General features: G+C 73.6%; 25 protein-coding genes and 1 other RNA gene. 10 read left to right on the top strand and 16 right to left on the bottom strand.

The window, feature by feature from the left end:
- Positions 1–105 precede the first annotated feature (105 nt).
- The gene (locus Sdagh_RS31255; protein ID WP_190077394.1) at positions 106–1,077 is read left to right on the top strand and encodes an SCO2278 family lipoprotein; all 972 of its coding nucleotides are present in this window, start codon (positions 106–108) and stop codon (positions 1,075–1,077) included.
- A gap of 10 nt (positions 1,078–1,087) precedes the next feature.
- On the opposite strand, the gene Sdagh_RS31250 is transcribed toward Sdagh_RS31255, so the two are convergent.
- The 5 genes from Sdagh_RS31250 to Sdagh_RS31230 all read right to left on the bottom strand — a co-directional run bounded on the left by Sdagh_RS31250 (position 1,088) and on the right by Sdagh_RS31230 (position 6,072).
- Positions 1,088–1,816 (bottom strand): bifunctional DNA primase/polymerase, encoded by a 729-nt coding sequence (locus Sdagh_RS31250; protein WP_189413286.1) that lies wholly within the window; start codon positions 1,814–1,816, stop codon positions 1,088–1,090.
- Positions 1,817–1,908: 92 nt separating this feature from the next.
- Positions 1,909–2,502, bottom strand: coding sequence for a TetR/AcrR family transcriptional regulator (locus Sdagh_RS31245; RefSeq protein ID WP_189413284.1), 594 nt, complete (start codon positions 2,500–2,502; stop codon positions 1,909–1,911).
- A gap of 38 nt (positions 2,503–2,540) precedes the next feature.
- Positions 2,541–3,539 (bottom strand): small ribosomal subunit Rsm22 family protein, encoded by a 999-nt coding sequence (locus tag Sdagh_RS31240; protein WP_189413282.1) that lies wholly within the window; start codon positions 3,537–3,539, stop codon positions 2,541–2,543.
- Positions 3,540–3,649: 110 nt separating this feature from the next.
- Entirely contained in the window at positions 3,650–4,843 is a 1,194-nt protein-coding gene (locus Sdagh_RS31235; RefSeq protein ID WP_190077399.1) for a serine hydrolase domain-containing protein, read from the bottom strand.
- Positions 4,780–6,072 carry a multidrug effflux MFS transporter gene (locus Sdagh_RS31230; RefSeq protein ID WP_190077395.1) on the bottom strand — a complete coding sequence of 431 codons (1,293 nt, stop codon included), beginning with the start codon at positions 6,070–6,072 and terminating at the stop codon, positions 4,780–4,782. Before Sdagh_RS31230 ends, Sdagh_RS31235 begins: the two co-directional genes overlap by 64 nt.
- An 87-nt stretch (positions 6,073–6,159) precedes the next feature.
- On the opposite strand from Sdagh_RS31230, the gene Sdagh_RS31225 reads away from it, so the two are divergent.
- Positions 6,160–7,176, top strand: coding sequence for a Gfo/Idh/MocA family protein (locus Sdagh_RS31225; protein ID WP_190008058.1), 1,017 nt, complete (start codon positions 6,160–6,162; stop codon positions 7,174–7,176).
- Here the strand turns inward: Sdagh_RS31225 and Sdagh_RS31220 are convergent.
- Positions 7,163–8,803 carry an alkaline phosphatase D family protein gene (locus tag Sdagh_RS31220; protein ID WP_190077396.1) on the bottom strand — a complete coding sequence of 547 codons (1,641 nt, stop codon included), beginning with the start codon at positions 8,801–8,803 and terminating at the stop codon, positions 7,163–7,165. The genes Sdagh_RS31225 and Sdagh_RS31220 overlap by 14 nt on opposite strands.
- A 142-nt stretch (positions 8,804–8,945) precedes the next feature.
- On the opposite strand from Sdagh_RS31220, the gene Sdagh_RS31215 reads away from it, so the two are divergent.
- On the top strand, positions 8,946–9,740 hold the full coding sequence (locus Sdagh_RS31215; RefSeq protein WP_189413274.1) for an SDR family oxidoreductase: 795 nt from the start codon (positions 8,946–8,948) through the stop codon (positions 9,738–9,740).
- Between the two features lie 269 nt (positions 9,741–10,009).
- Here the strand turns inward: Sdagh_RS31215 and Sdagh_RS31210 are convergent, their stop codons facing one another.
- Entirely contained in the window at positions 10,010–10,336 is a 327-nt protein-coding gene (locus tag Sdagh_RS31210; RefSeq protein ID WP_189413272.1) for a nuclear transport factor 2-like protein, read from the bottom strand.
- Between the two features lie 145 nt (positions 10,337–10,481).
- Between Sdagh_RS31210 and Sdagh_RS31205 the strand changes: the two genes are divergently transcribed.
- Both Sdagh_RS31205 and Sdagh_RS31200 read left to right on the top strand, forming a co-directional pair.
- Positions 10,482–11,027, top strand: a complete 546-nt coding sequence (locus Sdagh_RS31205) for a DoxX family protein (RefSeq protein ID WP_189413270.1) — start codon at positions 10,482–10,484, stop codon at positions 11,025–11,027.
- A 429-nt stretch (positions 11,028–11,456) separates the two neighbouring features.
- Positions 11,457–11,828 (top strand): MazG-like family protein, encoded by a 372-nt coding sequence (locus Sdagh_RS31200; protein WP_189413268.1) that lies wholly within the window; start codon positions 11,457–11,459, stop codon positions 11,826–11,828.
- 339 nt (positions 11,829–12,167) lie between these two features.
- Here Sdagh_RS31200 and Sdagh_RS31195 read toward each other — a convergent pair whose 3' ends face one another.
- Entirely contained in the window at positions 12,168–12,830 is a 663-nt protein-coding gene (locus tag Sdagh_RS31195) for a histidine phosphatase family protein (RefSeq protein WP_189413266.1), read from the bottom strand.
- Between the two features lie 435 nt (positions 12,831–13,265).
- Positions 13,266–14,093, bottom strand: a complete 828-nt coding sequence (locus Sdagh_RS31190; protein ID WP_189413264.1) for a hypothetical protein — start codon at positions 14,091–14,093, stop codon at positions 13,266–13,268.
- Positions 14,094–14,278: 185 nt separating this feature from the next.
- Here Sdagh_RS31190 and Sdagh_RS31185 point away from each other — a divergent pair, with 185 nt between their 5' ends.
- Positions 14,279–16,051 carry an HNH endonuclease gene (locus Sdagh_RS31185; RefSeq protein WP_226535994.1) on the top strand — a complete coding sequence of 591 codons (1,773 nt, stop codon included), beginning with the start codon at positions 14,279–14,281 and terminating at the stop codon, positions 16,049–16,051.
- Positions 16,052–16,082: 31 nt separating this feature from the next.
- Here Sdagh_RS31185 and Sdagh_RS31180 read toward each other — a convergent pair whose 3' ends face one another.
- The 3 genes from Sdagh_RS31180 to rnpB form a co-directional block, all read right to left on the bottom strand.
- A complete protein-coding gene (locus Sdagh_RS31180; protein ID WP_190008054.1) occupies positions 16,083–17,969 on the bottom strand; it encodes a DUF2075 domain-containing protein in 1,887 nt (628 codons plus the stop codon).
- A gap of 151 nt (positions 17,970–18,120) precedes the next feature.
- Positions 18,121–18,270, bottom strand: coding sequence for a hypothetical protein (locus Sdagh_RS31175; RefSeq protein ID WP_190008052.1), 150 nt, complete (start codon positions 18,268–18,270; stop codon positions 18,121–18,123).
- Positions 18,271–18,352: 82 nt separating this feature from the next.
- An RNA gene (gene rnpB / locus Sdagh_RS31170) (RNase P RNA component class A) lies at positions 18,353–18,757 on the bottom strand.
- A gap of 109 nt (positions 18,758–18,866) precedes the next feature.
- Here rnpB and yaaA point away from each other — a divergent pair.
- Together yaaA and eda are read left to right on the top strand one after the other, a co-directional pair.
- Entirely contained in the window at positions 18,867–19,649 is a 783-nt protein-coding gene (gene yaaA / locus Sdagh_RS31165) for a peroxide stress protein YaaA (RefSeq protein ID WP_190077652.1), read from the top strand.
- Positions 19,650–19,711: 62 nt separating this feature from the next.
- Positions 19,712–20,365: a bifunctional 4-hydroxy-2-oxoglutarate aldolase/2-dehydro-3-deoxy-phosphogluconate aldolase gene (gene eda, locus Sdagh_RS31160; protein WP_190077651.1), complete on the top strand. Its 654-nt coding sequence runs from the start codon at positions 19,712–19,714 to the stop codon at positions 20,363–20,365.
- 86 nt (positions 20,366–20,451) lie between these two features.
- Here the strand turns inward: eda and Sdagh_RS31155 are convergent, their stop codons facing one another.
- The 3 genes from Sdagh_RS31155 to Sdagh_RS31145 are packed head-to-tail and all read right to left on the bottom strand — an operon-like array spanning position 20,452 to position 23,200.
- Positions 20,452–21,603: a bifunctional RNase H/acid phosphatase gene (locus Sdagh_RS31155; protein WP_189413807.1), complete on the bottom strand. Its 1,152-nt coding sequence runs from the start codon at positions 21,601–21,603 to the stop codon at positions 20,452–20,454.
- 17 nt (positions 21,604–21,620) lie between these two features.
- Complete coding sequence (locus Sdagh_RS31150; RefSeq protein ID WP_189413805.1) at positions 21,621–22,364, bottom strand: zinc ribbon domain-containing protein; 744 nt, start codon at positions 22,362–22,364, stop codon at positions 21,621–21,623.
- Positions 22,361–23,200, bottom strand: a complete 840-nt coding sequence (locus Sdagh_RS31145) for a Nif3-like dinuclear metal center hexameric protein (protein ID WP_189413235.1) — start codon at positions 23,198–23,200, stop codon at positions 22,361–22,363. The genes Sdagh_RS31150 and Sdagh_RS31145 overlap by 4 nt, the downstream gene beginning before the upstream one ends.
- Positions 23,201–23,410: 210 nt before the next feature.
- Here Sdagh_RS31145 and Sdagh_RS31140 point away from each other — a divergent pair, with 210 nt between their 5' ends.
- Together Sdagh_RS31140 and Sdagh_RS31135 are read left to right on the top strand one after the other, a co-directional pair.
- Positions 23,411–24,562, top strand: a complete 1,152-nt coding sequence (locus tag Sdagh_RS31140) for a hypothetical protein (protein WP_190008048.1) — start codon at positions 23,411–23,413, stop codon at positions 24,560–24,562.
- Positions 24,563–24,659: 97 nt separating this feature from the next.
- Complete coding sequence (locus Sdagh_RS31135) at positions 24,660–24,833, top strand: hypothetical protein (protein WP_189413224.1); 174 nt, start codon at positions 24,660–24,662, stop codon at positions 24,831–24,833.
- Between the two features lie 109 nt (positions 24,834–24,942).
- Here the strand turns inward: Sdagh_RS31135 and Sdagh_RS31130 are convergent, their stop codons facing one another.
- On the bottom strand, positions 24,943–25,830 hold the full coding sequence (locus tag Sdagh_RS31130; RefSeq protein WP_190077650.1) for a MaoC/PaaZ C-terminal domain-containing protein: 888 nt from the start codon (positions 25,828–25,830) through the stop codon (positions 24,943–24,945).
- Between the last annotated feature and the right edge of the window lie 64 nt (positions 25,831–25,894).

Below are 25,894 nucleotides of genomic sequence, written 5' to 3'. Positions count from 1 at the left end.
CACGGGGGCGGTCCTCGTCGCCCCGCGCCGCGACCCCTGACCGTACGGCGGGCCGCCGGACACCGGTAGGGTTCGCCTCCGGGAAGGGGAAGGTGAAGGGACCTGATGAGCAGGCTTGACCGGAGCATCCTGATAGGGGCCGCCGTGACCGCGCTGTCGTTGACGGCGAGCGGATGCGTGGTGGTCCACGGCGAGCGCGAGGTGCTGCCCGGAGCGACCCGCGCCGAAGCGGCCGAGGCCCTCGAGGAGTTCACCGCCGCGTACAACGAGGCCGACCGGGCCTACGACGTCTCCCTGGACGAGGACCACACCGCCGGCGCGCTCGCCGCCATCGACGCGGCCCGGCTGAAGGCCGGCAAGGCCAACAACCCCGGCGGCAACCCCTCGTACACGCCGCTGGAGCTGACCGACGCCGAGTTCACGATCCCGAAGAAGGCGGGCTGGCCGCGCTGGTTCGTCGCGGACGCCCGCGGCAACAAGGGCGGGGACGTGCGCTGGCTGCTGGTCTTCACCCGCGACGGCCTGGACGACGCCTGGGAGGCGGCGTATCTGACGCTCCTCTCCCCCGGCGACGTACCGGAGTTCAGAACCGACCGGGACGGCTGGGCGGAGGCCGTCTCCGCCGACACCGCCCGACTGGCCGTCTCCCCCGCCGAGTTGAGCAAGAGCTACACGGACTACTTGCAGGACGGCGGCGAGGGCTTCGCGGCCGGCCCGCACACCAGCGCCTGGCGGGCCCAGCGCGCGAAGCAGGCGAGCCGGCCGGGGCTGGCCACGCAGTACATCGACGAGCCGCTGACGGACGGCGACTACGCGCCGCTGGCGCTGCGCACCGAGGACGGCGGGGCACTGGTCTTCTTCGCCACCCGGCACTACGAGAAGCAGACCGCCGCGAGCGGTGCCTCGGTGCCGACGCCCAACCGGGACGTGCTGGCGCTGACCGAGGGGGAGATCAAGCAGGCGCTGACGATGGAGTTCGTCTCCAACGAGGTCGCGCTCGACCCGCCGGCCGGAGCCGACGCCGACGTGGCGGTCCTGGGCCGGCTGCAGGGGCTGACCGCGGCGAAGGGGCAGTAGCCGGGGTGCCTCAGTGGCGCAGCGGCCAGGCGCCGTCCGCCTGGTCGGTGTCGCTGCCGGCGTGCCGGGCGCAGGCGTCGGTCAGCGCCTCCAGCAGGGTGAGCGGTTCCGGCAGCGGATGCTCCGGGCCCCGTACCCAGTGCACGCCGTGGTCGCCGGGCAGCCGGGCGGGCGGGACGAGGACGTAGGAGCCGCGGCAGTGCCAGCGCAGGCCGGGGTGCTCGTCCGTGGTGTCGGGGTGGCAGTCCAGCTCGCAGGGCCACCACTCGTCCTCGTCCTCGGGGGTGCCGCGGGTGAGCGTGAAGAAGAGCATCCGGCCGTCGTCGCTCTCGGCCACCGGGCCGACCTCGACGCCGGTGGCGAGCAGCCGTTCCAGCGCCTCGCGGCCGGCCTGGAGGGGGACGTCGAGGACGTCGTGGACCATGCCGGTGGCGGTGATGAAGTTGGCCTGCGGCTGGTGGCGGGCCCAGCGCTCGATCTGGGCGCGGTCGGTGGTGGACTGGGTCTGCCAGGCGAAGGAGACCGGGTGCCGGGCGGGGGTGGGGCAGCCGACCCGGTCGCAGGAACAGCGGTAGCCGGCCGGGTGCGCGGCGGGCGCGAGCGGCAGTCCGGCCCCGGCGGCGGCGAGCAGCAGGGCCTCCCGGCCGCCCTCGTCGGCGGTCTGTTTCGGGCGGCGTCCGCGCAACCACTGGGAGAGCCTGCCCTGAAGGCCGCTACGGCCGCCGAACTCCGCGCTCATCTATCCCCTCGCCTCGCCGTCGTGCGCATCAGCATGCCCCATGGTCCCACCCTTCCGTGCGTCGGGGGCAGGGAAGGGACAGAGTTCCCAGGTCAGCGGGGAACCAGTCCGTACAGGGCGTAGTCGACGAGGGTGTCGGTGTACTCGTACGAGAAGGGCGCCGTGTGCTGGAGCCAGCGCTGGGCGAGGGGGGAGACGAAGAGTTCCAGGGCGATGCGGGGGTCGATCCCGGGGCGGACGTCGCCCGCGCGCTGGGCGGCGCGCAGCCGGTCGACGTAGAGCTGGAGCGAGGGCTGGAGCAGCTGGGCGACGACCCGCCGGCCCAGTTCGGCGTCGACGACTCCCTCGGCGGCCAGGGCGCGGGCCGGGGTGTCGAAGCGGGGGTCGCGCAGTGTGTCGACGGTGGCCCGCAGGACGGCCTTGAGGTCGGCGGCGAGGTCGCCGGTGTCCGGGAGGGCGGGCGGGGCCGGTCCGTCGCCGAGGTCGAGGAAGGCCTCCAGGAGGACGTCCGCCTTGGAGGACCACCAGCGGTAGATGGTCTGCTTGCCGACGCCGGCGCGGGCGGCGATGCCCTCGATGGTGGTCCTCGGGTAGCCGATCTCGCCGACGAGGGAGAGGGCGGCGTCGTAGATGGCGCGCCGGGACCTCTCGCTGCGGCGCCTGGGGGCGGACGGAGGAGCGGACATGGGGCGAATCTAGCAGGGCCGCAAGACGGGGCGTCTCGCTAAGCGGGCGGCCAGGGGTCGCCCCAGTCGGTGTCGCGGGCGGCCCGGTACAGGTCGCCGTGGCGTTTGGTGACCGTGGCGCGGTGGAGCACCGGCGCGGTGGCCTCGTCGGTCTCGCACAGGTCGAGCAGGACCTGGCCCTTGCGGATCTGGGGGCGGCGGACCACGCGGGCGGGGGCCGGGGCGGCCGGGAGCCGGGTGGCGGCGACATAGGCGAACTTCTCGTCCTCGTAGGCGAGGGAGCCGCCCTTGATCTGGCGGTGCAGGGAGGAGCGGCTGACCCGGGCCGAGAAGTGGCACCAGTCGGTGCCGGGGGCGATGGGGCAGGCGGCGCTGTGCGGGCAGGGCGCGGCGACGCGGAACCCGGCGCCGGTCAGCCGGTCGCGGGCCTCGATGATCCGGGCGTAGCCGTCGGGGGTGCCCGGCTCGACGATCACCACGGCCCGCGCGGCCGAGGCGGCGGCGTCGACGAGGGCGGCGCGGTCGGCGGCGGTCAGCTCGTTGAGGACGTAGGAGACGGTGACGAGGTCGACGGGGTCCAGGGCGAGCGCGGCCCCGATGCGGGCGCGCTGCCAGCGGACGGCGGCGAGGGCGGGGTCGGCGGCGGCGAGTTCCCGGCCGAGGGCGAGGGCGGGCTCGGCCCAGTCGAGCACGGTGGAGGTCCGCTCGCCGTCCCAGGTGGCGGCGGTGGCCCAGGTCGCCGCGCCGGTGCCGCCGCCGAGGTCGGTGTGGGAGGCGGGTGTCCAGCCGGGCACGGCCGCCGCGAACGCGGCCAGGGCGGCGCGGACCGCCTCGAAGGTGGCGGGCATCCGGTAGGCGGCGTAGGCGGCCGTGTCGGCGCGGTCCCGGAGGATCGGCGCGTCGGTGGGGGTGGCGCCCCGGTAGTGGCCGATGAGCCGCTCGACGGCCTGCGCGGCCTGCCGCGGCGGCATCCCGTCGAGCAGCCCGGCGAGGGCGGTGCGCAGAGTGTCGGCGGCGGGAGGTGCGGGGGCGTTCACCCGCCGATTCTACGGCGTGGGCGGAGGCCGCCGGCCTGTTCGCGGGCGCTCGTGCGAGCGGGCTGGTGAGGGCCGCGGCCCGTCCGCTCACCTCGTCCGCACGGGTCCGCTCACCCTCTCCCCCGCACCGCCCGCGCCACCTCCGTCGCCACCGCTGCCCGGGGCCGGCTGTCGGGCGGGCGGCGGCACGGGTGGACCGTGTTGGCGAGGAGGACCACGAAGGTGTCCGTCGCCCGGTCCAGGACCAGGCTCGTGCCGGTGAAACCGGTGTGCCCGGCCGCCCCGGGCCCGGCCAGCTCGCCCATGAACCACGGCTGGTCCACGGCGAAGCCCAGGCCCGGCGGCGCGAGCAGCAGGTCCACGAAGTCGGGGCCCAGGATGCGGGCCGGTCCGCAGGAGCCGCCCGCGAGCAGCACCCGGCAGAGGACCGCAAGGTCCCGCGCGGTCGAGAAGAGCCCGGCGTGCCCGGCCACCCCGCCCAGCGCCCAGGCGTTCTCGTCGTGGACGGCCCCGCGCAGCATCCCCCGGTCCGCCTTGGCCCAGGGCCGCCGCTGGTCCTCGGTGGCCGCCGCGCCGGGGCACGGCCCGAACCGGGTGTCCGTCATGCCCAGCGGCCGGGTGATGCCCTGGTGGACCAGGACGTCCAGCGGACGGCCGGTGATCCGTTGCAGGACGTGCTGGAGCAGCAGCATGTTCACGTCCGAGTAGCGGTACGTGCCGACCGGCCCGGCCGGCGCCTCGGCGCGCAGCCGGTCGAGGCGTTCGGCGGCGTCGGCGCAGTCGTACAGCGGGATCTCGGGCCGCAGCCCGGAGGTGTGGGTGAGCAGGTGCCGGACGGTGAGCCGGTGCGCGGCGGCGGCGTGGAAGTCCGGCAGGTACGCGCCGACCTCGGCGTCGATGCCGAGCGTGCCCCGCTCGACCTGCTGCACGGCGGCGACCGCCGTGAACAGCTTGGTCAGGGAGGCCAGGTCGAACGGCGTGTCCGGGGTCACCGGCACCCGGGCGGCCGGCGGCAGCTCCACGCCGGTGCCGGTGCGGGCGTCGTAGGAGGCGTACCGCACGGCGAGGCCGGCCGCCTCCTCGACGGCGAGCACGGGGCCGCGGCCGACGGCCAGGACGGCTCCGGCCGCCCAGGGGCGGTCGCCCGCGGTGAGGTCGTGGACCCGCCGCACGAGCCGGCGGAGCCGGCCCGGGTCGAGTCCGGCCCGTTCGGGCGCGTCGCTGCGGAGTCTCGGTGCGCTCAGTGCCCTTCCCCTTCCGCGCCCGCGCCCGCCGTTGTGGCCTCCCGGGGACGCCCCTGCCAGGGACGGCACATTCCCATGAAGCAGGCGGCCGCCACCAGGGCCGCGCCCAGTTGGACGACGGCCATCGGGACGGCGGTGTCCTCCCCGGCGACGCCGACCAGCGGGGAGGCGAGGGCGCCGATGAGGAAGGTGGAGGTGCCGAGCAGCGCGGAGGCCGAACCGGCGGCCCGCCGTACCCGCATCAGGGCCAGCGCCTGGGTGTTGGGCAGGGTGACGCCCATCGCCGACATCAGCACGAACAGGGCGGCGGCGACCGGGACCAGTCCCACGTCGCCGAAGACGCCGAGGGACATCAGCAGCAGCGCGGTCGCGGCGGCGGTGACGACGGCGAGGCCGGCGCCCAGCACCCGGTCCAGGGAGACCCGGCCGACCAGGAGCTTGCCGTTGACCTGGCCGACGGCCAGCAGGCCGACGGAGTTGAGGCCGAACAGCAGGCTGAAGGTCTGCGGGGAGGCACCGTAGATCTCCTGGACGACGAACGGGGAGGCGGAGACGTAGGCGAAGAGGGTGGCGAAGGCGAAACCGCCGGTGAGGACGTATCCGGTGAAGACCCGGTCGGCGAGCAGGCCGCGCATGGCGCGCAGGGCCTCCCCGACGCCGCCGCCGTGGCGTTCGGCGGGCGGCAGGGTCTCGGGCAGCCGGGCCAGGACGGTCCCGCCGAGCAGCAGGCCGACCGCGATGAGGATCACGAACACGCCCCGCCAGTCGGTGAAGCGCAGGATCTGGCCGCCGATCAGGGGCGCCAGGACCGGGGCGGCGCCGGAGATCAGCATGAGGGTGGAGAAGAAGCGGGCCATGGCGACACCGTCGTAGAGGTCCCGGACGACGGCGCGGGCGATGACGATGCCGGCGGCGCCCGCGAGGCCCTGGACCAGCCGGCAGGCGATGAGGAGTTCGACGTTCGGCGCCAGCGCGCACAGGGCGGTGGCGACGACGTAGACGGCGAGGCCGGCCAGCAGCGGGCGGCGGCGGCCCAGCCGGTCGCTGAGCGGGCCGATGACGAGCTGCCCCAGGGCCATGCCGACCAGGCAGGCGGTCAGGGTGAGCTGCACGGTCGCGGCGGGTGCCCGCAGCGCGCCGGTGACCTCCGGCAGCGCCGGGAGGTACATGTCGAGCGCGAGCGGCGGGGTGGCCGTGAGCCCGCCGAGGACGAGGGTGACGAGCAGGCCGGTACGGCGGCCCGCGGTGGCCGGCCGGACGGCCGCTCCCGTGCCCGTGGTCGTTTCCATGCGCCCCCTCACTCCGTTGCGGACCCCGCCTATGCTCTCAGCTCGAACGATCTGCTTGTACGACAATGCGGTGAGGGTGGGGCAGAGGTGACCGAAGAGAAGGTGCGCTGGGGCGTTCTGGCGACCGGCGGGATGGCGGCGAGGTTCACGGCGGATCTGGTGGACCTGCCGGACGCGGAGGTCGTCGCGGTGGCGTCGCGGTCGGAGGCGTCGGCGAAGGCGTTCGCGGAGCGCTTCGGCATCGCGCGGGCCTACGGCGGCTGGGACGCCCTCGCGCACGACGAGGACGTCGACGTGGTGTACGTCGCCACTCCGCACTCGGCGCACCGCGCGGCGGCCGGCCTCTGCCTGGAGGCGGGCCGCAACGTGCTGTGCGAGAAGCCGTTCACGCTCAACGCCCGGGAGGCGGCGGAACTGGTCGCGCTCGCCCGGGAACGCGGCAGCTTCCTGATGGAGGCGATGTGGATGTCCTGCAATCCGCTGGTCCGGCGGCTGAAGGCGCTGGTCGACGACGGCGCCATCGGGGAGGTCCGCACGATCCAGGCGGACTTCGGGCTGAACGGCGCCTTCCCGCCGGCGCACCGGCTGCGGGACCCGGCGCAGGGCGGCGGCGCGCTGCTCGACCTGGGCGTGTACCCGGTGTCGTTCGCGCAGTTGCTGCTCGGGGAGCCGGACCGGGTCACGGCGAGCGCCGTCCTCTCCGAGGAGGGCGTCGACCTCCAGACCGGCGCGCTGCTCTCCTGGGACGGCGGCGCCCTCGCCGCGCTGCACTGCTCGATCGTCGGCGCCACGGCCAACTCCGCGTCGGTCACCGGCTCGGCGGGCCGGATCGACGTGCCGTACGGCTTCTTCTTCCCCACCCACTTCGTGCTGCACCGGGACGGCCGTGACCCGGAGGAGTTCACGGCCGACCCGGCGGACGGTCCCCGGGACAGCCTCCGGCACGAGGCCCTGGAGGTGATGCGGGCGCTGCGCGCCGGGGAGACGGAGTCGCCGCTGCTGCCGCTGGACGGCACCCTCGCGGTGATGCGGACGCTGGACGCGGTCCGGGACCGCGTCGGCGTCCGCTACCCCGGTGAGGAGCCGGGGCTCACGCGGGCTTGAGGCCCTGGTCGCCCACCTCCGTCACGAAGGACGCGGCGGTGGTGAGCGGCGCGCCCTCGGTCGTGACGTGCGGGACGGTCTTGAAGTCGGCGCGCGCGAGGTGGCGGCCGAGGGTGACCGTGGCGTAGCCGCGCAGCCCGTTGTAGAACTTCAGATGCGGGTTGGCGGCCATGTACGTCGCCCAGTTGGCGGGCTTCTCGGAGCCGTTGCCGCCGCTGGTGACCGAGGTGGTGACGATCTCGGTGCCGAGGGTCCGGGAGCCGGGGTCGTCGAAGTCCCGTTTGATGTCGAAGCCGTAGTGGACGTGGACGTCGCCGGTGAGGACCATCAGGTTCTCGATCCCGGCGGCCTGCGCGCCGGCCAGCACCCGCTCGCGGGAGGCCGGGTAGCCGTCCCAGGAGTCCATGGAGACCTTGGACGGCAGGGTGGTGGAGTTGTACCGCCGGGCGAAGGTGACCTGCTGCGGGACGACGTTCCACAGGGCGTCGGAGCGCTGCCAGCCCTTGAGCAGCCAGTTCTCCTGGGTGTCGCCGGTGAGGGTGCGGGCCGGGTCCTCGGACTCCGGTCCGGAGTACTGCCAGCCGTCGCCGTACGCCTGGTCCGAGCGGTACTGGCGGGTGTCCAGGACGTCGAACTGGGCGAGGCGGCCCCAGTGCAGGCGCCGGTAGAGCCTGAGGTCGGGGCCGTCGGGCAGCTGGGGGCGGCGCAGCGGCATGTTCTCCCAGTAGGCGCGGTAGGCGGCGGCGCGGCGCAGCAGGAAGGCGTCGGCGGGGCCCTCGGACTCGGGGGTGTCGCCGGCGTAGTTGTTCTCGGTCTCGTGGTCGTCCCAGGTGACGACGAAGGGGTGCGCGGCGTGCGCGGCCCGCAGGTCGGGGTCGGACTTGTAGAGGGCGTACCGCAGCCGGTAGTCCTCCAGGGTCACGGTCTCGTGGCCGAAGTGGCCGGGCAGGGTGCCGGCCGGGTAGGCGCGGGAGCCGCCGACGGGGCTGACGGCGTACTCGTAGAGGTAGTCGCCGAGGTGGAAGACGAGGTCCACGTCCTCCTCGGCGAGGTGCCGGTAGGCGGTGTAGTAGCCCTGGTCGTAGCGCTGGCAGGAGACCAGGCCGAAGGTGAGGTCCGGGCCGCGGCCGCCCCGCGGCGGGGCGGTGCGGGTGCGGCCGACGGGGCTGGTCCAGCGGCCGGCGCGGAAGCGGTAGTAGTAGACGCGGCCGGTGCTGAGGTGGTCGACCTCGACGTGCACGGTGTGGTGGAACTCGGGATGGGCGGTGGCCCGGCCGCGTCTGACGACCCGGCGGAACCGTTCGTCGAGGGCCAGTTCCCAGGAGACGCCGACGCGGCGGGCGGGCAGTCCGCCGTCGGCCTGGTACGGGGCGGGGGCGAGCCGGGTCCAGAGCAGGACGGAGCCGGGCAGGGGGTCGCCGGAGGCGATGCCGAGGGTGAACGGGTCCTCGGTGATCCGGGCGGCGTCCAGTTCGGCGGCGCTCGCGGCGCCGGCCGTGGGCAGGTTGACGGAGAAGGCGAGCGCGGCGGCGGCGCCGGTGACCGTGAGGAAGCGGCGGCGCCCCAGGTGGCGGGCTGCGGCGCGGAGTTCGGGGGCGTGCTGAGGCTGGTGGTGCGCGGGTGTCATCCGGTCCTCCCCTTGCGGTGGGTGCAGGGGGCATTGGAGTGGCCGGGGACGACCTGCGACGGTCGCGGGCATGACCGGTGCATGACGTGCGGATGAGTTCCGCCGCCCGGCGCGGTACGGCGCACCCGTACGCTGCCGTGGCATGAACACCGAGAGAATGAGTGCCGGTCACGCCGGTGAGGCGCCAGTGTCCGGGCGAACCGCCGTGGTGACGGGGGCCGGGTCGGGGATCGGCCGGGCGGTCGCCGCCGAACTGCTGCGGGCCGGCTGGACCGTGGTCCTGGCCGGGCGGCGCACGGGCCCACTGGAGGAGACGGCCGCGCTGGTGCCGGGGGCGGACGCGCCGACCGTGCGCGCCGACGTCTCCGATCCCGACGACGTGGCCGCGCTGTTCACCGCCGTACGCGACCGTTTCGGGCGGCTGGACCTGCTGTTCAACAACGCGGGGACGTTCGGGCCGGGCGGCGTGCCGGTGGAGGACCTGTCCTACGAGGCGTGGCGGCACGTGGTGGACACGAACCTCAACGGGGCGTTCCTGTGCGCGCAGGCGGCGTACCGGCAGATGAAGGAGCAGGACCCGCGGGGCGGCCGGATCATCAACAACGGATCGGTCTCGGCGCACGCGCCCCGTCCGCACTCGGTCGCCTACACGGCCACCAAGCACGCGATGACCGGGCTGACCAAGTCGCTGGCCCTGGACGGGCGGGCGTACGGCATCGCGGTCGGGCAGATCGACATCGGCAACGCGGCGACCGACATGACCGACGGCATGCGGACGGGCGCGCTCCAGGCCAACGGGGCGGTGGTGCCCGAGCCCGTGATGGACGTCGCCGACGTGGCGCGGACCGTACGGCACATGGCGGAGCTGCCGCTGGAGGCGAACGTGCAGTTCGCGACGGTGCTCGCGACGGCGATGCCGTACGTGGGGCGCGGTTGAGCGGAGCTACCCGAGCGGAATCATCGAGTCCGCGGTATTGCGGCGGGTAGCTGACATATGCTCAACTTCCCTCCACCGAAACTTCACACTCGGAGCGCCGGTGGGCACGTGCACGAGCGCGTGCGGACCCGCCGGCCGTCGGACCATCCCGAGGGGGGAGGGGCAGCCGTTCCGCGGCACCGGCAGGGGGTGGACCCGCGCGTCGTCGCGGGGTACACGCCGGTGCGCGGGACGGCTGCCATGTACGGGCGTGCGCTGGGGGGCGTCGGTCACGCCTGCCCGGTCTCGAACCGGGAGATCCGGCCGTCCTCGTCGACGGTGAAGGACCACCGGGTGCGCATCTCGCCCCAGGTGTCGTTGGAGTAGCGGGCGACGATCGCCCGGCCGCCCTGCGCCTCCCGGTCGACCTCCAGGTGACCGTGGGTGGAGAAGATCTCCCGGTCGATCCAGTCGTCGAGGTCACGGTCGGTGCCGTCGTCGGCCATCGTGGCGTCGGGCGCGAGCAGCGCGAGGAATGCCTCGCGGTCATGGGCGTTCACCGCGGCGACGAAGGCACGGACGGCCGGGTCGCTCAGGCGGGTCGTCTGAATCGTCATGGCGGCAGCCAAACACCGCCCACCGGGCCCCGCCACCCGAACGGCGCCCGGGACGGGCCCGCGGGATGTCCCGGACACGTGGAGATGCGACGGTGACAGGAGGAGGGGGCCGCTGCCGACTGCCCGAACCGTCGAAGGAGTCACCATGACCTGCTGTTACGACCGGCGTGACGTCGGCCTGCTGCTGCTGAGGCTGGGCACCGGCGGGGTGCTGGCCGCGCACGGCGCGCAGAAGCTGCTCGGCTGGTTCGGGGGCGGCGGCATCGAGGGGACCGGCCAGGCCATGGAGTCCATGGGGTACACGCCGGGCAAGGTGAGCGCGACGATGGCGGGGCTCGCGGAGGCGGGCGGCGGCGCACTGCTGGCGATGGGCCTGGCCACCCCGGCCGCGGGCGCGGCGGCGGCCGGCGCGATGGCGGGCGCGGCGGCCGTGCACGCCCCCAACGGCTTCTTCGCCCAGGAGGGCGGCTACGAGTACGCCGCGTCGCTCGGACTGACGGCGGCCGGCCTCGCCGTCACCGGACCGGGCCGCCTCTCCGTGGACGCCGCCCTCGGGCACGCGGTCAACCGGAACTGGATGGTGCCGGTGGCCCTCGCGGTGACGGCGGCGGCGACGACGGTGGTCGTCGGGGCGCGGAACCGGCGGGTGCGGAGGGCGGCGGCGGGCGAGCAGGAACCGCTGTTCGACTGAGCTGCCGGGCTGCCGCCGGCCCGCCGTGGCAAGCTGCCCGGCATGAGCACCGGCCCGGGGGCGCGGGGGCGACGGCGCCCGAACAACCTCTGCTCGACTGAGCTGCCGGGCTGCCGCCGGCCCGCCGTGGCAGGCTGCCCGGCATGAGCCCCGGTCCGGGGGTGCGGGAGCGACGGCGCCCGAACAACCTCTGCTCGACTGAGCTGCCGCCGACCTGCCAGGGCACCCTGCCCGGCATGAGCACCGGCCCGGGGGCGCGGGGGCGACGGCGCCCGAACAACCTCTGCTCGACTGAGCTGCCGCCGACCTGCCAGGGCACCCTGCCCGGCATGAGCACGGAAGCCGGCGGGCGCGGAGACCGACGGCGAGCGAGCAGGAACCCTTTGTTCCCCTGAGCTGCCGTCCGTCCGCCGTGGCAAGCTGCCCGGCATGAGCGACGAGCACACCGGCCTGTGGACCGCCATCGACGGCCTCTGGCACCACCTGGAGGCGGACCAGCCCGAGCGGCCGGGCCGCGAGGTCCTGCTCCTGCGCATGCTGAAGCTGTCCGAGGAGGTCGGCGAGGTGGCCGAGGCGGTCATCGGCGCGACCGGCCAGAACCCGCGCAAGGGCGTCACCCACACGTGGGAGGACGTGGAGGCGGAGCTGTGCGACGTCGCCATCACGGCGCTGGTGGCGCTGCGCACGCTGACCCCCCAGGCACGGGAGGTGTTCGCCCACCACCTGACCCGGGTGACGGCCCGCGCGCAGGCGGTCCCCCGACCCCGGCCGGACGCGCCGAAGCCCGGCAGCACGCCCTGACCGGCCTCAGTACCCGGAGGGGCTCCCCGGCCGGAACCGCATCAGCCGGCCGCGGACGGACGCGCCGAAACCCGGCGACACGCTCCGCCCCGGCCTCAATGCCCAGGGAGAGGCCCCCCGCGCGGACCGGCATCCGGGCAGCCCGGGCACCCCGGGCACAGACACCCCCAGCCCCAGCCGGACACGCCGAAACCCGGCGACACGCCCCGCCCCGGCCTCAATGCCCAGGGAGAGGCCCCCCGCGCGGACCGGCATCCGGGCAGCCCGGGCACCCCGGGCACAGACACCCCCAGCCCCAGCCGGACACGCCGAAACCCGGCGACACGCCCCGCCCCGGCCTCAGTACCCGGGGAGAGGCTCCCCCGCCGGACCGGCATCCTCGGCGGAGTCGCCCTCCGGGCCGAGCGGCCGGCCCTCCCACAGCAGCACGCGCCAGCCCCGGCCGGGCGAGCCGTCGAGGACGACGACCCCGGTGTTGGCCAGCGGGTGAGCGGCCGCGTACCCGGCGTCGACGTTGTCCGCCCGCGCGGCCACCCACGTACGGATCATCGCGCCGTGGCTGACCATGGCCACCGTCCCGGCGCCGCTCTCCGCCGCCTCGGCGACGACGGCGTCGAAACGGCCCAGCGCCGCCACGCCGTCCTCCCCGCCGGGCATCCGCCGGCCGGTGTCCCCGGCGGCCCAGGCGAGCGCGGTGGAGAGGTAGAGCGCGGCGGCCTCCTCGTCCCCGCGCATCTCCAGCTCCCCGGCGACCACCTCCCGCAGCCCCTCCCGCACCCGCGGTTCCAGCCCGGTCGCCGTCGCCAGCGGCGCGGCCGTCAGCTGCGTACGCACCAGCGTGGACACGTACAGCGCGTCGATCCCCTCCCCCGCCAGCACCTCCGGCAACGCCGCCGCCTGCTCCTGCCCGAGCGGCGTCAGCCCCGGCCCCGGCGCGGCGGTGTCCAGCAGGTGCTTGAGATTGGACGGGGTCTGGCCATGACGGATGAGGATCAGACGCATACGGGGGCCTCCGGTGGACGGGGTGGTTTCCTCCAGGGTGCCACTGTCGTGGGCGGCAGGCCGAGCCCGCCCCAGCAGGGAGAACGCTCGCCCGGCTCGTGCGCGTCAGCCGTCGCGCCGGAAGCGTGCCGGCTCGCCGGGCCCCGTACGGGGTGCTCTCGCCGTCGGCGTATTCCGTCACGTCATCGACCTCGCGCGGTAGGTGCAGGAGCCGCCCGGAACCGGCCCAGGAGGTACAGCGTCCACGCGTGGTGGTGCCGGGCACCCAGGGTCACCGTGTGGTCGGTGCCGAGCAGCCGGTCGCACTCCGCGGGCGACCGGGACAGAGCCGTGCGCCTGGCCGACGAGGGCCGCGAGGACTACGCGCGGGAACTGAAGAGGGCACGGCGCCTCGGAGTCTCACACCGCCGCCTGCGCGTGAGGGAATCCCCGGTGTCAGAGGCGGTCGGACCGCTCCGGCCGCTGCACGACGACCGAGCCTCGAATCACTTTCCCCTGCACATCCCCGGTCCGCTCCCTCGGCTCCGTCAGCGGCAAGCTCGAAAGGTGCTTCTTCAGCCTCTTGGCCATGGGAAGGTAGCTCGCGAACGTGAGGCCGCCGGAGACGACGGCCCCGACGACCGGAATGGCCTTCGAGAGACTCTTCGCGAAGGACTGTTTCGTCATCTCGACGCCGAGATAGCCCGCGATCTTCTTCACCATGGGATAGACGAGGCCCTGTGTGAGTGCTTTCTGGGGCAGCTTCTTGGCGACCTGCTCCGACATCATCCCCGCGACCTTCCCCACAGCGGCGTTCGCCGAATGGGCCCCGAACATCACGCCGAAGAACAGCGTGAGCACGCCCATCGTCGCGTCGTCGACGTCGTCACCGTCGCCGGAGAACAGATCGGGCCAGCTGTAGAGATAGGCGAGCTTCTGCGCGATACGCAGCATGTGCCCGAAGTACTGAGCCATGTCGGCGGGCACGGTGGCGGGGAGCGCGAAGACGCCGGGTATCCCGGCGGCGGCCGAGAGAGCGCTGACCTTGCCGGCTTCGTAGCGGATGGAATCGTTGGCCAGCTTGTCGAGGATCGCGGCAGGGATGCCCGCCGCGGCGGGAGTCTCCTCGATCGCCCTTCGGATGTCGTCCTCGGGGCAGTGCCGGGCCAGCGCACTGCGGAGGTACGCCTCCCGGTCGATACGCACACCCGGCATCTTCGCGGCGCCCACCAGCACCGCGGAGAAGCGCGACTCGGGGTTCTCGATTCCCTTGCCCTGTCTCATGGCAGGAACCTACAGGAGCGGTGCCCCTCAGCAGCAGCGGTCGCATCTGCTCCACGGGGATCGCCTCCCGGACCGCGACACGCCATGGAGGCCGGGGTGTTGGGTACCGACGCGGCGCCGGAGACGGACGTTCTCTCACGGAGAGGACAGAGGATTGTCATACTGTCCTACTAGGCTCCGCGGTCATGGGACTTGGAGACATCACGTGCGCAGGAGTACTGGCTGCGGTCCAGGAGTACCGGCATGTGGGCCGCGAAACGTTTCGTCGCCAGCACGGGTTCGGTCCGGCTACGACATACGAACTGGTCCTGGGCAGAGACCGGTTTGACTCGAAGGCCATCGCCGCCGTTGCGCATCTGTACTCCGTCGGCACCCTTCTGTCTACCGACGATTCCGACGAGGACGCTCATACGGTGGCGCACCGTCTGCGCGCCCTGGGCTTCACGGTGCAAGAGGGAGCCGCCGGCACGAACGACGAGCCGGCGGCAGCTCCGCAGTTGGTTCTCCAGCCTCGCGGTGGAGCTCGAGATCGCGGGCCCCAGAACTTCGCCAAGTCGGTGCACGACGGGGTGCACCTCGACACCCTAGGCCACGTGCTCGGTGAGCACGCCGGGACACTGACCTCCTTGTACCCGGACGGGGTGGCACGGCTGTGGGGGTCCACCCCGACCACGCAGGCCAACAATGAGAAAGCCAGAGCGCTGCGGGGCCGTCGCGTCGGCGATGACGTCCTCTTCTACGCGGAGAACCACTTCATCGCCCGCGCTCGCATCCTCCACCTCTTCGACAGCTCGCTCGTGGCACGGGAGGTCTGGGACACCGACCAGGACGGTTCCACCTGGGAACACATCATGGCGCTCGGAGACTACGAGAAGTTCCCCGATCCCGTGTTGGCCGCGCCTGTTCTACGGAGCCTGAACGTTCCAGCTCCTCTGCGCAGCCTCACCCTGCGGTCGGCCGACAGCTACCGTGGCGTTGCTCCACTGCTCCCGGCGAGGCACCGACCGAGCCCGTCACCCTCCTTGACCCCGGACACTCTGCTGGAACGGCTCCGCTCTCTCCGCGCTCGTCGGCGTTCGGAGGCCACCGCACCGAGTCGGCACCAAGCAATTTCCCTGTTGTGGGCGGTCTCCCGTGCCGCGGCGGGCAAGCCACGCCTCGCACCGTGGGACGTTTTCCGCTCAGAGGTAGGCCCTCTGCTGACCGACTTCGGCATTTCAGGCTCGAGGGGAACTGCCGAATATCCTTTCCTGTACCTGCGGGACAGTGGCCTGTGGGAGGTCCACGGGGTAACGGACGAAGCAGGTCCGATGCCGCAGCCAGGCGCTTTCGACGTGGCCCAACCCGTCGCGGGTCTCACCTATGAGAGCGCGGACCTCCTGAAGAATCCGCTGACCCGCCTGGAAGCCGTTGCCGCGTTGTGCAGCACCCAACTCAATGACGCCGACCAGCGGAACGTGCTGGACCGGCTGGGTCTCGGCGGGTACGCCACGGCCGAGGGCCTGCCCGACGGAGACGACGGGGACAACGGCCAGGAAGCCGCCACGGCAGAACGGGCGGCCGGTCCGACCGCGCGCCGGAAGACCACCACGTCTCGACTGATCCGTAACCCGGCGATCGTCAGCAAGGTGAAGGAGCTGTACGAGCATGCCTGCCAGGTGTGCGGAGAATGCCTTCAGTACAAGCACATGGCGTACAGCGAGGCCGCCCACATCCGAGGGCTCGGTTCTCCGCACGACGGTCCGGACGAACTGTCGAACCTCCTCTGCCTGTGTCCCAACCACCACGTTCTCTTCGACGGACTCGAGATCTACGTCGATGCTGACGGAACAGTGAAGAACATACACACGAGAGCCTCTTTGGGGCGCCTCAACGTAACCGCCGAGCATCGGATTGATGAGGCGTACCTGCGGTATCACCGGACCCTGTGCGAACTGAACAGCATGGCGAGGAAATAACGGGTCAAAGGCGCGAGTGCCGGCCTGTCCGTCAGGCCGACACCGTCTCTTTCGCGACCCCACTCACCAGTTCCCGGAGCTTTTCCCGAGTCTCCAGGTCGGTCGAGTACACGATCGTGCCCACCATCCCACGGGTCAGCAGCACTTTGTACGTGTTGCGGATCAGGCGGTCCACATCGGTGTCCGGCGTGGACTTCGTGAAGACCGGGTCCTTCGACGCCGTGCGGTCCGTGATCCAGCGGTCGCCGCGCCAGAGCAGATCGGGGCCGATGATCACGCCGGACCAGTCGTACTCGAAACCCTGGGCGGTGTAGACGCAGCCGACCTGTCCGAAGCCCGCCGGGTCGGTGGCCCACAGGGCGGCCGGGGGCGCGCCGGAGACGGAGCGGTCGCCGCGCAGGTTCCACGGACGGGCCCAGTCACCGATCGTGACGTCGGGCGGAAGCGGTTCACCGGGCCTGGGTTCCGGGGACCAGCGCCAGCAGTAACCCGCGGACATACGGGCACCGTAGCCCTCGGTCCGGCGAGCCTCGAGGAAGGCCTCCATCTCCTGCGGGCTGTCGGCGACCAGCAACTGCATGCGGCCGTCGGGCTCCCAGGTGACCGGTCCACCCTCCTCCAGGCCGAGGAGACGGACCACCCAGCGGAGGTAGGCGTCACTGCCACCGCAACGGAACTGGCTGTCCAGCGGGACGACGTGGCAGGGGAGGCCGCGCCCGGCCGCCGCTGCCTTGATGTCGGCCACGGTGCCCATCTCACCAGGGCGGACGACTTGGTGCTCGTCGAGGAAGAAGACCGGCACGTAGGCCACGTCGATGAGTTCGTCGATCTGCGCCCTGCCGGTGCGGTGCTCGGCACGCGTGTAGCGGTTGACCGACGTCTCCCGGATGCGGTGCGCCTCGTCGCAGATCAGGGCGCCCAGGCTGTTCTTCTCGGCCGTCATGAAGCTGTTGAAGTACTTGAACAGGTCCTGGACCTCCCGCTTGCGGGCCCCCGCGACCTTTCTCATCGTCTTCGTGAAGGACTGCGAGCCGGTGGCATGCAGGGCCGGCACTCCGCGGCGGTACAGCTCGCCCAGCAGTTGGAGCGCGATCACGCTCTTGCCGGTGCCGGGGCCGCCCGTGACGATGACGACCTCTTTGCGATCGGCGTGCTTCGCTCTCTGCACCGCGTTGAGCACCATGCGGTAAGCGACCTGCTGCTCATCGAGAAGGACGAACTGCGTACGTTCGCGCACCTCCTCCGCGGCCACGGACATGAGTTGCCTCGACGGCACCTTGGCTCCTGAACTGAGTTCGTCCGCTGCCGGGGAGCCCGGGTGGTCGACGCTCAGCCTCGTGCGCAGATGGTCGATGAGGCCGCCGCGGCCCTCCGCGGTGAACAGCAGCCCGTAGCCGTCCCGTTCGATTTCCCGCAGCCCGGTCACACCGAACTCGGTGGCGTTGTGCAGAAAGGCGACTCCGGCGACCCGGTGCCCGTGCTCAGCCACCGCCCCGTTGAAGTTGACGAGGTACTCGCAGTAGCGGCGGACCTGTTCGACGGGATTGAGGACCGGGTGGGCGTAGGCGTCGACGTGGCACAGGGTCGGGTCTTCCTCGTGCGGAGTCGCCTGGCTCCACTGCTTCAGCTCCACCACGACATACGACGGTTCACCCGTGACCGGGTGCACTCCGGCGAGGACGGCGTCGGCGCGTTTGCTGTTCAGTGGGAGCGCGTACTCCAGCATGACTTCCACATCACCCAGACCGGCTTCGTTGAGCGCGGCGACCAGGACGGGGATGCTGCGCTCCCAGGAACGGGCCTCCGAGGCGCTGGGCCGATAGCCGTGCTGGTGAACGAACTGGTCGGTGAGGTGCAGGAACAGCGAACCGTCGAGTGCCATGACGGCGACCGTTTTCGCGGACGCGCGGAACAGCAAGGACTTCCCCCAGGCAGCACGAAGAGACTCGCGCGGGTGGGGGCATGTCCTTCTGGAGTCCACCGAAGTGGAACGGAAGCCCGTCGGGCCGCGTTGACGACGTGTCCGAGGGTACCTGGAGGCACTGACAGGCGTCCCGGTGCCCGGAGGATCAAAAAGCTTCCGCAGGCACCAGACCGCCCTTCGGCCCGGTCGATTCACCGGTGCCGGTCAACGCGTCGATGTCGGCGGCCAGCGCCCCCGAGACCCATGGGCGCAGCGTGTACTCGATGTGGCCGGCACGTGACACCTGGTACGCCATGGCGTTCATCGCGGTCGGGCCGGTTCCACGACCTGCCCCCTCGCCCCCGCCTACACCCTCCTGCCAAGGGAGCCTGGGGCGGCAGACGAGTCGGGCTGTACGCCGGGTTCTGTCCCGGTCGGTCCTCGCGGACCGGCCGGTGACGGCCATCCATCTAGGACCGGCGTTGCCGCCGGCCTCCAGCGGTCTACCCGCGGACTCGGGCGGGCCGCCCTCGATCGTCCGCGCAGAAGCACCGGGGTGCTTCCTTCTTGACCTTGCTCCGGGTGGGGTTTACCTAGCTGCCCAGGTCGCCCTGGGCACTGGTGGTCTCTTACACCACCGTTTCACCCTTACCGGGGGCCGGAGCCCTCGGCGGTCTGCTTTCTGTGGCACTGTCCCGCGGGTCACCCCGGGTGGCCGTTAGCCATCACCCTGCCCTGTGGAGCCCGGACGTTCCTCGGGGAGCCCTTCGAAGGGAACTCCACGCGGCCGTCCGCCCGGCTCGTCTGCCGTGGGGACCATGGTACCGGGTGGGACGTACCGGTCCGAGCCGGAGCCGGGTCGCGGAGCCGTACCCTGTCCCGGAACCCCGGAACGAGATCCAAGGAGTACGTGTGCTTGTCCTGCTGCCGCCGTCCGAGGGGAAGGCACCGTCCGGGCGGGGCGGGCCGCTGGAGCCGGAGTCGTTGTCGTTGCCGGGGCTGGCCGGGGCGCGGGCGGCCGTGCTCGACGAGCTGGTCGAGCTGTGCGCCGGGGACGAGGAGAAGGCGCGGGAGGTGCTCGGGCTCAGCGAGGGGTTGCGCGGGGAGGTCGGCAAGAACGCCGGGCTGCGGACGGCCGGGGCGCGGCCCGCCGGGGAGATCTACACCGGGGTGCTGTACGACGCGCTGGGCCTGGCTTCGCTGGACGCCGGGGCCAGGCGGCGGGCCGGGCGGGAGCTGCTGGTCTTCTCCGGGCTGTGGGGGGCGGTCCGCGTGACCGACCGGATTCCCTCCTACCGGTGTTCGATGGGGGTCAGGCTGCCGGGGCTCGGCGCGCTGGCCGCGCACTGGCGGGCGCCGATGGCCGAGGTGCTGCCGGAGGCGGCCGGGGACGGGCTGGTGCTGGACCTGCGGTCGGCGGCGTACGCGGCGGCCTGGAAGCCCAAGGGCGAGGTGGCCGGGCGGACGGCGTCGGTACGGGTGCTGCACGCGCCGACGCGGAAGGTGGTCAGCCACTTCAACAAGGCGACCAAGGGGCGGATCGTACGGAGTCTGCTGGAGACGGGGGCCGCGCCCGGGAGCCCGGCGGAGCTGGTGGAGGCGCTGCGGGATCTGGGGTACGTCGTGGAGGCCGAGGCGCCCGGGAAGGCCGGGCGGGCCTGGTCGCTGGATGTGCTGGTGGACGAGGTCCACTGACGGGCGTTGCATGCTGCGCAACGCCCATTGCGCGGTGTACGACTCGTGGGCACGATGTGGGCATGACCTCTGCGCTGCCCTCGCCCTCCGTCTCCGTGCTGGACCTCGCGCCCGTCGTGCCCGTCGTGGTCGTCGGGGACGTCGCCGACGCCGTGCCGCTGGCGCGGGCGCTGGTGGCCGGGGGGCTGCCCGCCATCGAGGTCACGCTGCGGACGCCGGCCGCCCTCGGTGCCATCGCGGCGATCGCGGCCGAGGTGCCGGAGGCGGTGGTCGGCGCCGGGACCGTCATCACGCCCGCCCAGGTGGACGAGGCCGTGGCGGCCGGGGCGCGGTTCCTGGTCAGCCCGGGGTGGACGGACACGCTGCTGACGGCGATGCGGGCGTCCGGGGTGCCGTTCCTGCCGGGGGTGTCGACCACGTCGGAGGTGGTGGCGCTGCTGGAGCGCGGGGTGCGGGAGATGAAGTTCTTCCCCGCCGAGGCGGCCGGCGGCACCGCCTATCTCAAGGCGCTGGCCTCGCCGCTGCCGCAGGCGCGGTTCTGCCCGACCGGCGGGATCGGGCCGGGCTCGGCTCCGGAGTACCTGGCGCTGCCCAACGTCGGCTGTGTGGGCGGCAGTTGGATGCTGCCCGCGGACGCGGTGGCCGGCCGGGACTGGGGCCGGGTCGAGGAACTGGCCCGCGAGGCGGCGGAGCTGCGCCGCTCGGCGCGGGTGTGAGGTGCCTCAGCGCGCAGGTGTGAGGTGCCTCAGGCGTCCCGGCCGCAGGCGTGCCGTGTCTCGGCGCGGCGCACGTGTGCGGCGCCTCAGCGCAGGTGTGACGTGTCGTTGAAGAGCCGGAGGCTGGCGCCGCCGTCGGCGTAGTAGGCCACCGCGGAGAGCGACGCGGCGGACAGTTCCATGCGGAACAGCGACTCGGCGGGCGCGCCGAGCGCGAGCTGGACGAGCGTCTTGATCGGCGTCACGTGCGAGACCAGCAGGACGGTACGGCCGGCGTGGGCGGCGACGAGCTTGTCGCGGGTCGCGGCGATCCGGGCACCGGTGGTCGCGAAGCTCTCGCCGCCGCCGGTGGGCGCGGCGTCCGGGGAGGCCAGCCAGGCGTCGAGGTCCTCGGGGTGGCGTTCGCGCACCTCGGCGAAGGTGAGGCCCTCCCAGGCGCCGAAGTCGGTCTCGCGCAGGCCCTCCTCCACCGTGACGCCGAGGCCCAGCCGGGCGGCGACGATCGCGGCGGTCTCCCGGGTGCGGGCCAGCGGGGAGGTCACGACCGCCTGGACGGTGCCGCGCCGGGCGAGGGCGGCGGCGGCCCGTTCGGCCTGCTCGCGGCCCGCGGCCGACAGGGCGGGGTCGCTGCCGCCGCTGCCCGAGAAACGCTTCTGCGGGGTGAGCGGGGTCTCGCCGTGCCGGAGCAGCACGAAGGTGGCGGGGGCGCCCAGGTCCGGGGGGCCCCAGCCGGGGGCGGCGACCGCCTGCGCCGCGCTCACGTCCGCGGCCCCCGGAGCGCCGGGATGGTCCAGTTCCGCCGTGGAGGCCGACGGAGACCACCGCTCACCGCGGGCGCCCGCGTCCATCGCCTCGTTGGCGAGCCGGTCGGCGTGCTTGTTCTCGGCGCGCGGAATCCACTCGTACGTCACCCGGTCCGGCGGGAAGACCGACCGGGCCTCGGTGGCGAGCGGCTTCATGCCGGGGTGCTTGATCTTCCAGCGGCCGGACATCTGCTCGACGACCAGCTTGGAGTCCATCCGGACGCGGACCGTCGCCGCCGGGTCGAGGGCGTGCGCGGCGCGCAGGCCGGCCAGCAGGCCCCGGTACTCGGCGACGTTGTTGGTGGCGACGCCCAGGTACTCGGCGGCCTCCGTCAGGGTCTCCCCCGTCGCCGCGTCCCGCACCACCGCGCCGTACCCGGCCGGGCCCGGGTTGCCCCGTGACCCGCCGTCGGCCTCGACCACGAACTCCCGCACCGCCACCGGCTCGCTCCCTACAGGCCCGAGTCGGACGTGCGGACCAGGATGCGGCGGCAGTTCTCGCACCGTACGACGGTGTCGGGGGCCGCCGCGCGGATCTCGTTGATGTCGGTGATCGCCAGCTCCTGGCGGCAGCCCTGGCAGGTGCGCTGGTAGAGCTTGGCGGCGCCGATGCCGCCCTGCTGCTCGCGCAGCTTGTCGTAGAGCTTGAGCAGGTCCGCGGGGACGGAACCGGCGACGACCTCGCGCTCCTTCGTCACCGAGGCGGTCTCCGCGTCGATCTCCTCGAACGCGGCGTCCCGGCGGCCGGTCGCCTCGTCGATGCGGGTCTGCACGGAGGCGACCCGCTCGGTCAGCTCGGCGACCCGCTCCTGCGCGGACTCCCGGCGCTCCATGACCTCCAGGACCACGTCCTCCAGGTCGCCCTGGCGCTTGGCGAGGGAGGTGATCTCGCGCTGGAGGTTCTCCAGGTCCTTCGGGGAGGTGACGGCGCCGGAGTCCAGGCGCTGCTGGTCGCGGGCGGCGCGCTGGCGCACCTGGTCCACGTCCTGCTCGGCCTTGGTCTGCTCGCGGGCGCAGTCGCTCTCCTCGGTCTGCGCGGCGACGAGCAGGTCGCGCAGCTGGGTGGCGTCCTTGCCCAGCGACTCCAGTTCGGCGTGCTCGGGCAGCGAGCGCCGCTTGTGGGCGAGCTGCTGGAGGCGGACGTCGAGGGCCTGGACGTCGAGGAGTCGGATCTGGTCGGCGGGCGCGGCGTTCAGTTGGGGGCTCCAGGTGAAGGGGAGTGGCTGGTCCAGGGGTCGGTGACCGTGGCCGAGACGTGGACGCGCAGGTCCCAGCCGTGCCGGTCGGAGATCTCGTCGAGCTGGCTCGCGGCCAGTTCGCACCAGGGCCACTCGGTGGCCCAGTGCGCGGCGTCCAGCAGGGCGAGGGGGCCGTGCGCGCGGGCCTCGGAGGCCGGGTGGTGGCGCAGGTCGGCGGTGAGGAAGGCGTCGGCGCCGGCGGCGCGTACGTGGTCGAAGAGGCTGTCGCCGGAGCCGCCGCTGACGGCGACCGTGCGGACGAGGGCGTCGGGGTCGCCGGCGACGCGGATGCCCTGCGCGGTGGCGGGCAGCCGCGCGGCGGCGCGGTCGGCCAGTTCGCGGACGGTCAGCGGGTGGTCCAGGGCGCAGACCCGGCCGAGTCCGCGACGTCCGGCGGGGTCGGTCGCGTCCGGCACGAGGGGCCGTACGACCCTCAGACCGAGGGCGCCGGCCAGCGCGTCGGAGACGCCCGGGTCGGCGGTGTCGGCGTTGGTGTGCGCGACGTGCAGGGCGATGTCGTGCTTGATCAGCGTGTGCACCACGCGGCCCTTGAAGGTGGACGCGGCGACCGTGGTCGTCCCCCGCAGATAGAGCGGGTGGTGGGTGACCAGCAGGTCGGCGCCGAGCGCGACCGCCTCGTCGACGGTCTCCCGGACGGGGTCGACGGCGAACAGGACGCGGCCGACCTCCTGTCCGGGGTCGCCCACGACCGTGCCGACCGCGTCCCAGGACTCGGCCCGCTCGGCGGGCCAGAGCTTCTCCAGCGCGGCGATGACTTCTGACAGACGGGGCACGGGCCAAGGCTACCTGCCTGTTCCCCGGCGCCGAACCGCCACCGGCGGACCGCTCCGGCGCCTCGGCGGTCCCGGCCCGGCCGTCAGCACATCCGCCTCGGTTTCCTCAGGAGAACCGTTTCTTGGCCATCCGTTCGTGTGAAGGTGGCGACCGCCGATGCCACGGCCGTGCGTACGAAAACTAGCTTCGTCGCCGGAGGTGACCGAACGATGACAGCCTGTGCTATCGAGCCTTCGGCGGACCATGGCCCCGACGCGGACGGCGGTCCGCCGCGGGCGGGCTGTTCCCTCACCGTCGACGGGGCCTACGCGGCCCGGCTGGCGGGCGGCGACGAGGCCCGCTACCCGGAGCGCTGGACGCTGGACGGCCCGGAGCCGTACGCCGTGCCGCTGCCGGGGAACCAGCCGGAGGAGCCGGACACCGAGGTCCAGCCGATGGGCGACGGCCGGGTGCTGATCCACCGCCGGGCCGCCGGGCGGCACGTCTTCACGCTGCTGTACCCGACCGGGCCGGGCACCGGGGAGCTGCCGCTGGGCGGCGTGGAGTGCCCGGACGACGGCACGCGGCTGCGGCTGCTGCCGCCGGCGCCGGGCGGGGAGACGGCGTACGCGCTGGAGACCGGGCCGCGGTCGACGTCCGTGTGGCTGGTGGCCGGCGGTTCCTTCGGTCCCGAGCACCTGGCCGAGGTGCCGGGCCGCTGCTCGGGCGGGGTGTGGCTGGACGGGACGGCCCGGATACTCGCGCTGGACCGGCGGGTCGACGGGGCCGGGCCGGTCGCCAAGACGGTCGTCGTGGACCTGGAGCGCGGGGGTGAGGTGTCGCCGCTGCTCCAGATCGCCGCCGACAGCGACGACCGGCTGCTGCTGGCCGACCCGGACAGCGGGCTGCTGCTGATCCGCTCGGACGCCCCCTCCCCCGGGCGGCGCCGGCTGGGCTGGGGAGTGCTGGGCAGCACGCTGCCGGTGCGGTTCCCGCGCTGTCTGCGGCTGCCGGACCGGGTGCTGACGCCGTTCGCGATCCAGCCCGGCCAGATGCTGACGCCGGAGCGGTGCGCGGTGGCGTTGCGGGTGGACAGCCCGGCGGGGAGCTGGGTGGCGGCGTGGCGGCCGGCGGAGCGGCGGGTGTACCAGTTCCCGGCGCCCCGGGGCTGGCTGGCGGGCACGGGCTGGTGGTCCGGCGACGGGACACTGCGGCTGCCGTACGCCACGGCGGAACAGCCCTGCGGGGTGGCCGTGCTGACCGTGCCGGCGCCGGAGCCGGAGGGCGCGGGCGGGGCGGCGGGCCGGCGGCCGGCGGAGCCCGCCGCACCGCGTCCGGTGCCGCTGCGGGAGGCGCCGCTGGCACGGCTTGTAACGAAGTAGTGCCGGTCGGCCCGGCCGTCTGGATCCGCCCCGAGGCACGCCGGATAAACTCCTCCGGCTGTAGGAAAGATCATATTGACGGGGTGAATTCCTTCCGATGAACGACGCCAGCACGAACCAGCCGATGCGGGCCGACGGTGCCGACGTCCGGACGGCGGCCGGCTCCGGTCACGGCCGGCACCGCGGTCCGGTCTCCTCGCACGACGGGGAGCGGGCCCCGCAGGGCCGGCACCGCAAGCCGTCCGGGGAGTCCGGGACGGCCGCCGCCTGAGACGCGGACCCGCTCCGCGGCGAACGGCTCCGGCCCCGCCCGTCACCTCGACGGGCGGGGCCGGAGCCGTTTCCGTCCCGGCCGGCGGCGGTCGCGGTGGCCCCGTCCCTCAGCCGGCGGCCTCGGTGGCCCCTGTCCCCCGGATGCCGACCACCCCGATGAGCACCGGCGCCCGCGTGTCCCCCCGTTCCACGGCCCCCGCCGTCACCGTCACGCCTCGCGGCCCCTCCCACATCCGCACCCGCAGGGTCTCCCCCGGGTACACCACCCCGGTGAACCGCGCCCGGTACTCCCGTACCCGCGTCACGTCACCGTCGTACAGCGTGTCGACGACCGCCTTGAGGGTGAGGCCGTAGGTGCACAGGCCGTGCAGGAGGGGCCGGTCGAAGCCGGCGCGCGCGGCGAAGGCGGGGTCGGCGTGCAGCGGGTTCGGGTCGCCGCTGAGGCGGTACAGCAGGGCCTGGTCCTCCCGGGTCCGCCGCTCCACGACCGCGCCGGGCGGGCCGGCCGGCTCCGGGGTCCGCGCCGAGGGTCCGCGCTCGCCGCCCCAGCCGCCTTCGCCCCGGACGTAGATCTCGGCCTCGTCGGTCCACAGCGGGCCGTCGGCGTCGGCGGCCTCCCGCCGCAGGACCAGGACCGCCGCCGTGCCCTTGTCGTGCACGGCGGTGATCCGGGAGGTGACGGTCGCGGTGCCGCGCGGCGGCAGGGGGCGGTGGACGAGGAGCCGCTGGCCGCCGTGGAGGACGCGGGCCAGGTCGACGTCGACGCCCGGCCGGGACAGCCCGTCGATCACGCCGGGCACGCCCGCGCCGGCGACGGTGGCGAAGCTCGGCAGGACGCGCAGCCCGGCCTCCAGGACGTAGCGCAGTTCGCGGGGGTCGGTGGCGGGGACGCCCGCGCCGACGCCGAGGTGGTAGAGCTGGACGTCCTGGTGGTCCCAGGTGATCCGTTCGGTGCGGGGCGCGGCGGCGAGGGCCGCGGGGGCGTCGACGGGCACGGTTCTCCTGCTCGGTACGGCGGTACGGCGGTACGACGTGGACGGCCGGACCGTACGAGGAGAC

Source organism: Streptomyces daghestanicus (genome assembly GCF_020521275.1).
In the GTDB taxonomy this organism is placed as follows: domain Bacteria; phylum Actinomycetota; class Actinomycetes; order Streptomycetales; family Streptomycetaceae; genus Streptomyces; species Streptomyces griseoviridis.
This window is presented reverse-complemented; position numbering and strand designations above follow the sequence as displayed.

What these genes read in the sequence shown, in the direction of transcription:
- Sdagh_RS31210 (WP_189413272.1), bottom strand. Translation starts at nt 10,336, where the DNA reads ATGACGATTCAGACGACCCGCCTGAGCGACCCGGCCGTCCGTGCCTTC.
- Sdagh_RS31220 (WP_190077396.1), bottom strand. Translation starts at nt 8,803, where the DNA reads ATGACACCCGCGCACCACCAGCCTCAGCACGCCCCCGAACTCCGCGCC.
- Sdagh_RS31245 (WP_189413284.1), bottom strand. Translation starts at nt 2,502, where the DNA reads ATGTCCGCTCCTCCGTCCGCCCCCAGGCGCCGCAGCGAGAGGTCCCGG.
- Sdagh_RS31215 (WP_189413274.1), top strand. Translation starts at nt 8,946, where the DNA reads ATGAACACCGAGAGAATGAGTGCCGGTCACGCCGGTGAGGCGCCAGTG.
- eda (WP_190077651.1), top strand. Translation starts at nt 19,712, where the DNA reads ATGACCTCTGCGCTGCCCTCGCCCTCCGTCTCCGTGCTGGACCTCGCG.
- Sdagh_RS31250 (WP_189413286.1), bottom strand. Translation starts at nt 1,816, where the DNA reads ATGAGCGCGGAGTTCGGCGGCCGTAGCGGCCTTCAGGGCAGGCTCTCC.
- Sdagh_RS31185 (WP_226535994.1), top strand. Translation starts at nt 14,279, where the DNA reads ATGGGACTTGGAGACATCACGTGCGCAGGAGTACTGGCTGCGGTCCAG.
- Sdagh_RS31200 (WP_189413268.1), top strand. Translation starts at nt 11,457, where the DNA reads ATGAGCGACGAGCACACCGGCCTGTGGACCGCCATCGACGGCCTCTGG.
- Sdagh_RS31175 (WP_190008052.1), bottom strand. Translation starts at nt 18,270, where the DNA reads ATGGCGTACCAGGTGTCACGTGCCGGCCACATCGAGTACACGCTGCGC.
- Sdagh_RS31255 (WP_190077394.1), top strand. Translation starts at nt 106, where the DNA reads ATGAGCAGGCTTGACCGGAGCATCCTGATAGGGGCCGCCGTGACCGCG.
- Sdagh_RS31205 (WP_189413270.1), top strand. Translation starts at nt 10,482, where the DNA reads ATGACCTGCTGTTACGACCGGCGTGACGTCGGCCTGCTGCTGCTGAGG.
- Sdagh_RS31190 (WP_189413264.1), bottom strand. Translation starts at nt 14,093, where the DNA reads ATGAGACAGGGCAAGGGAATCGAGAACCCCGAGTCGCGCTTCTCCGCG.
- Sdagh_RS31140 (WP_190008048.1), top strand. Translation starts at nt 23,411, where the DNA reads ATGACAGCCTGTGCTATCGAGCCTTCGGCGGACCATGGCCCCGACGCG.
- Sdagh_RS31135 (WP_189413224.1), top strand. Translation starts at nt 24,660, where the DNA reads ATGAACGACGCCAGCACGAACCAGCCGATGCGGGCCGACGGTGCCGAC.
- Sdagh_RS31195 (WP_189413266.1), bottom strand. Translation starts at nt 12,830, where the DNA reads ATGCGTCTGATCCTCATCCGTCATGGCCAGACCCCGTCCAATCTCAAG.
- Sdagh_RS31230 (WP_190077395.1), bottom strand. Translation starts at nt 6,072, where the DNA reads ATGGAAACGACCACGGGCACGGGAGCGGCCGTCCGGCCGGCCACCGCG.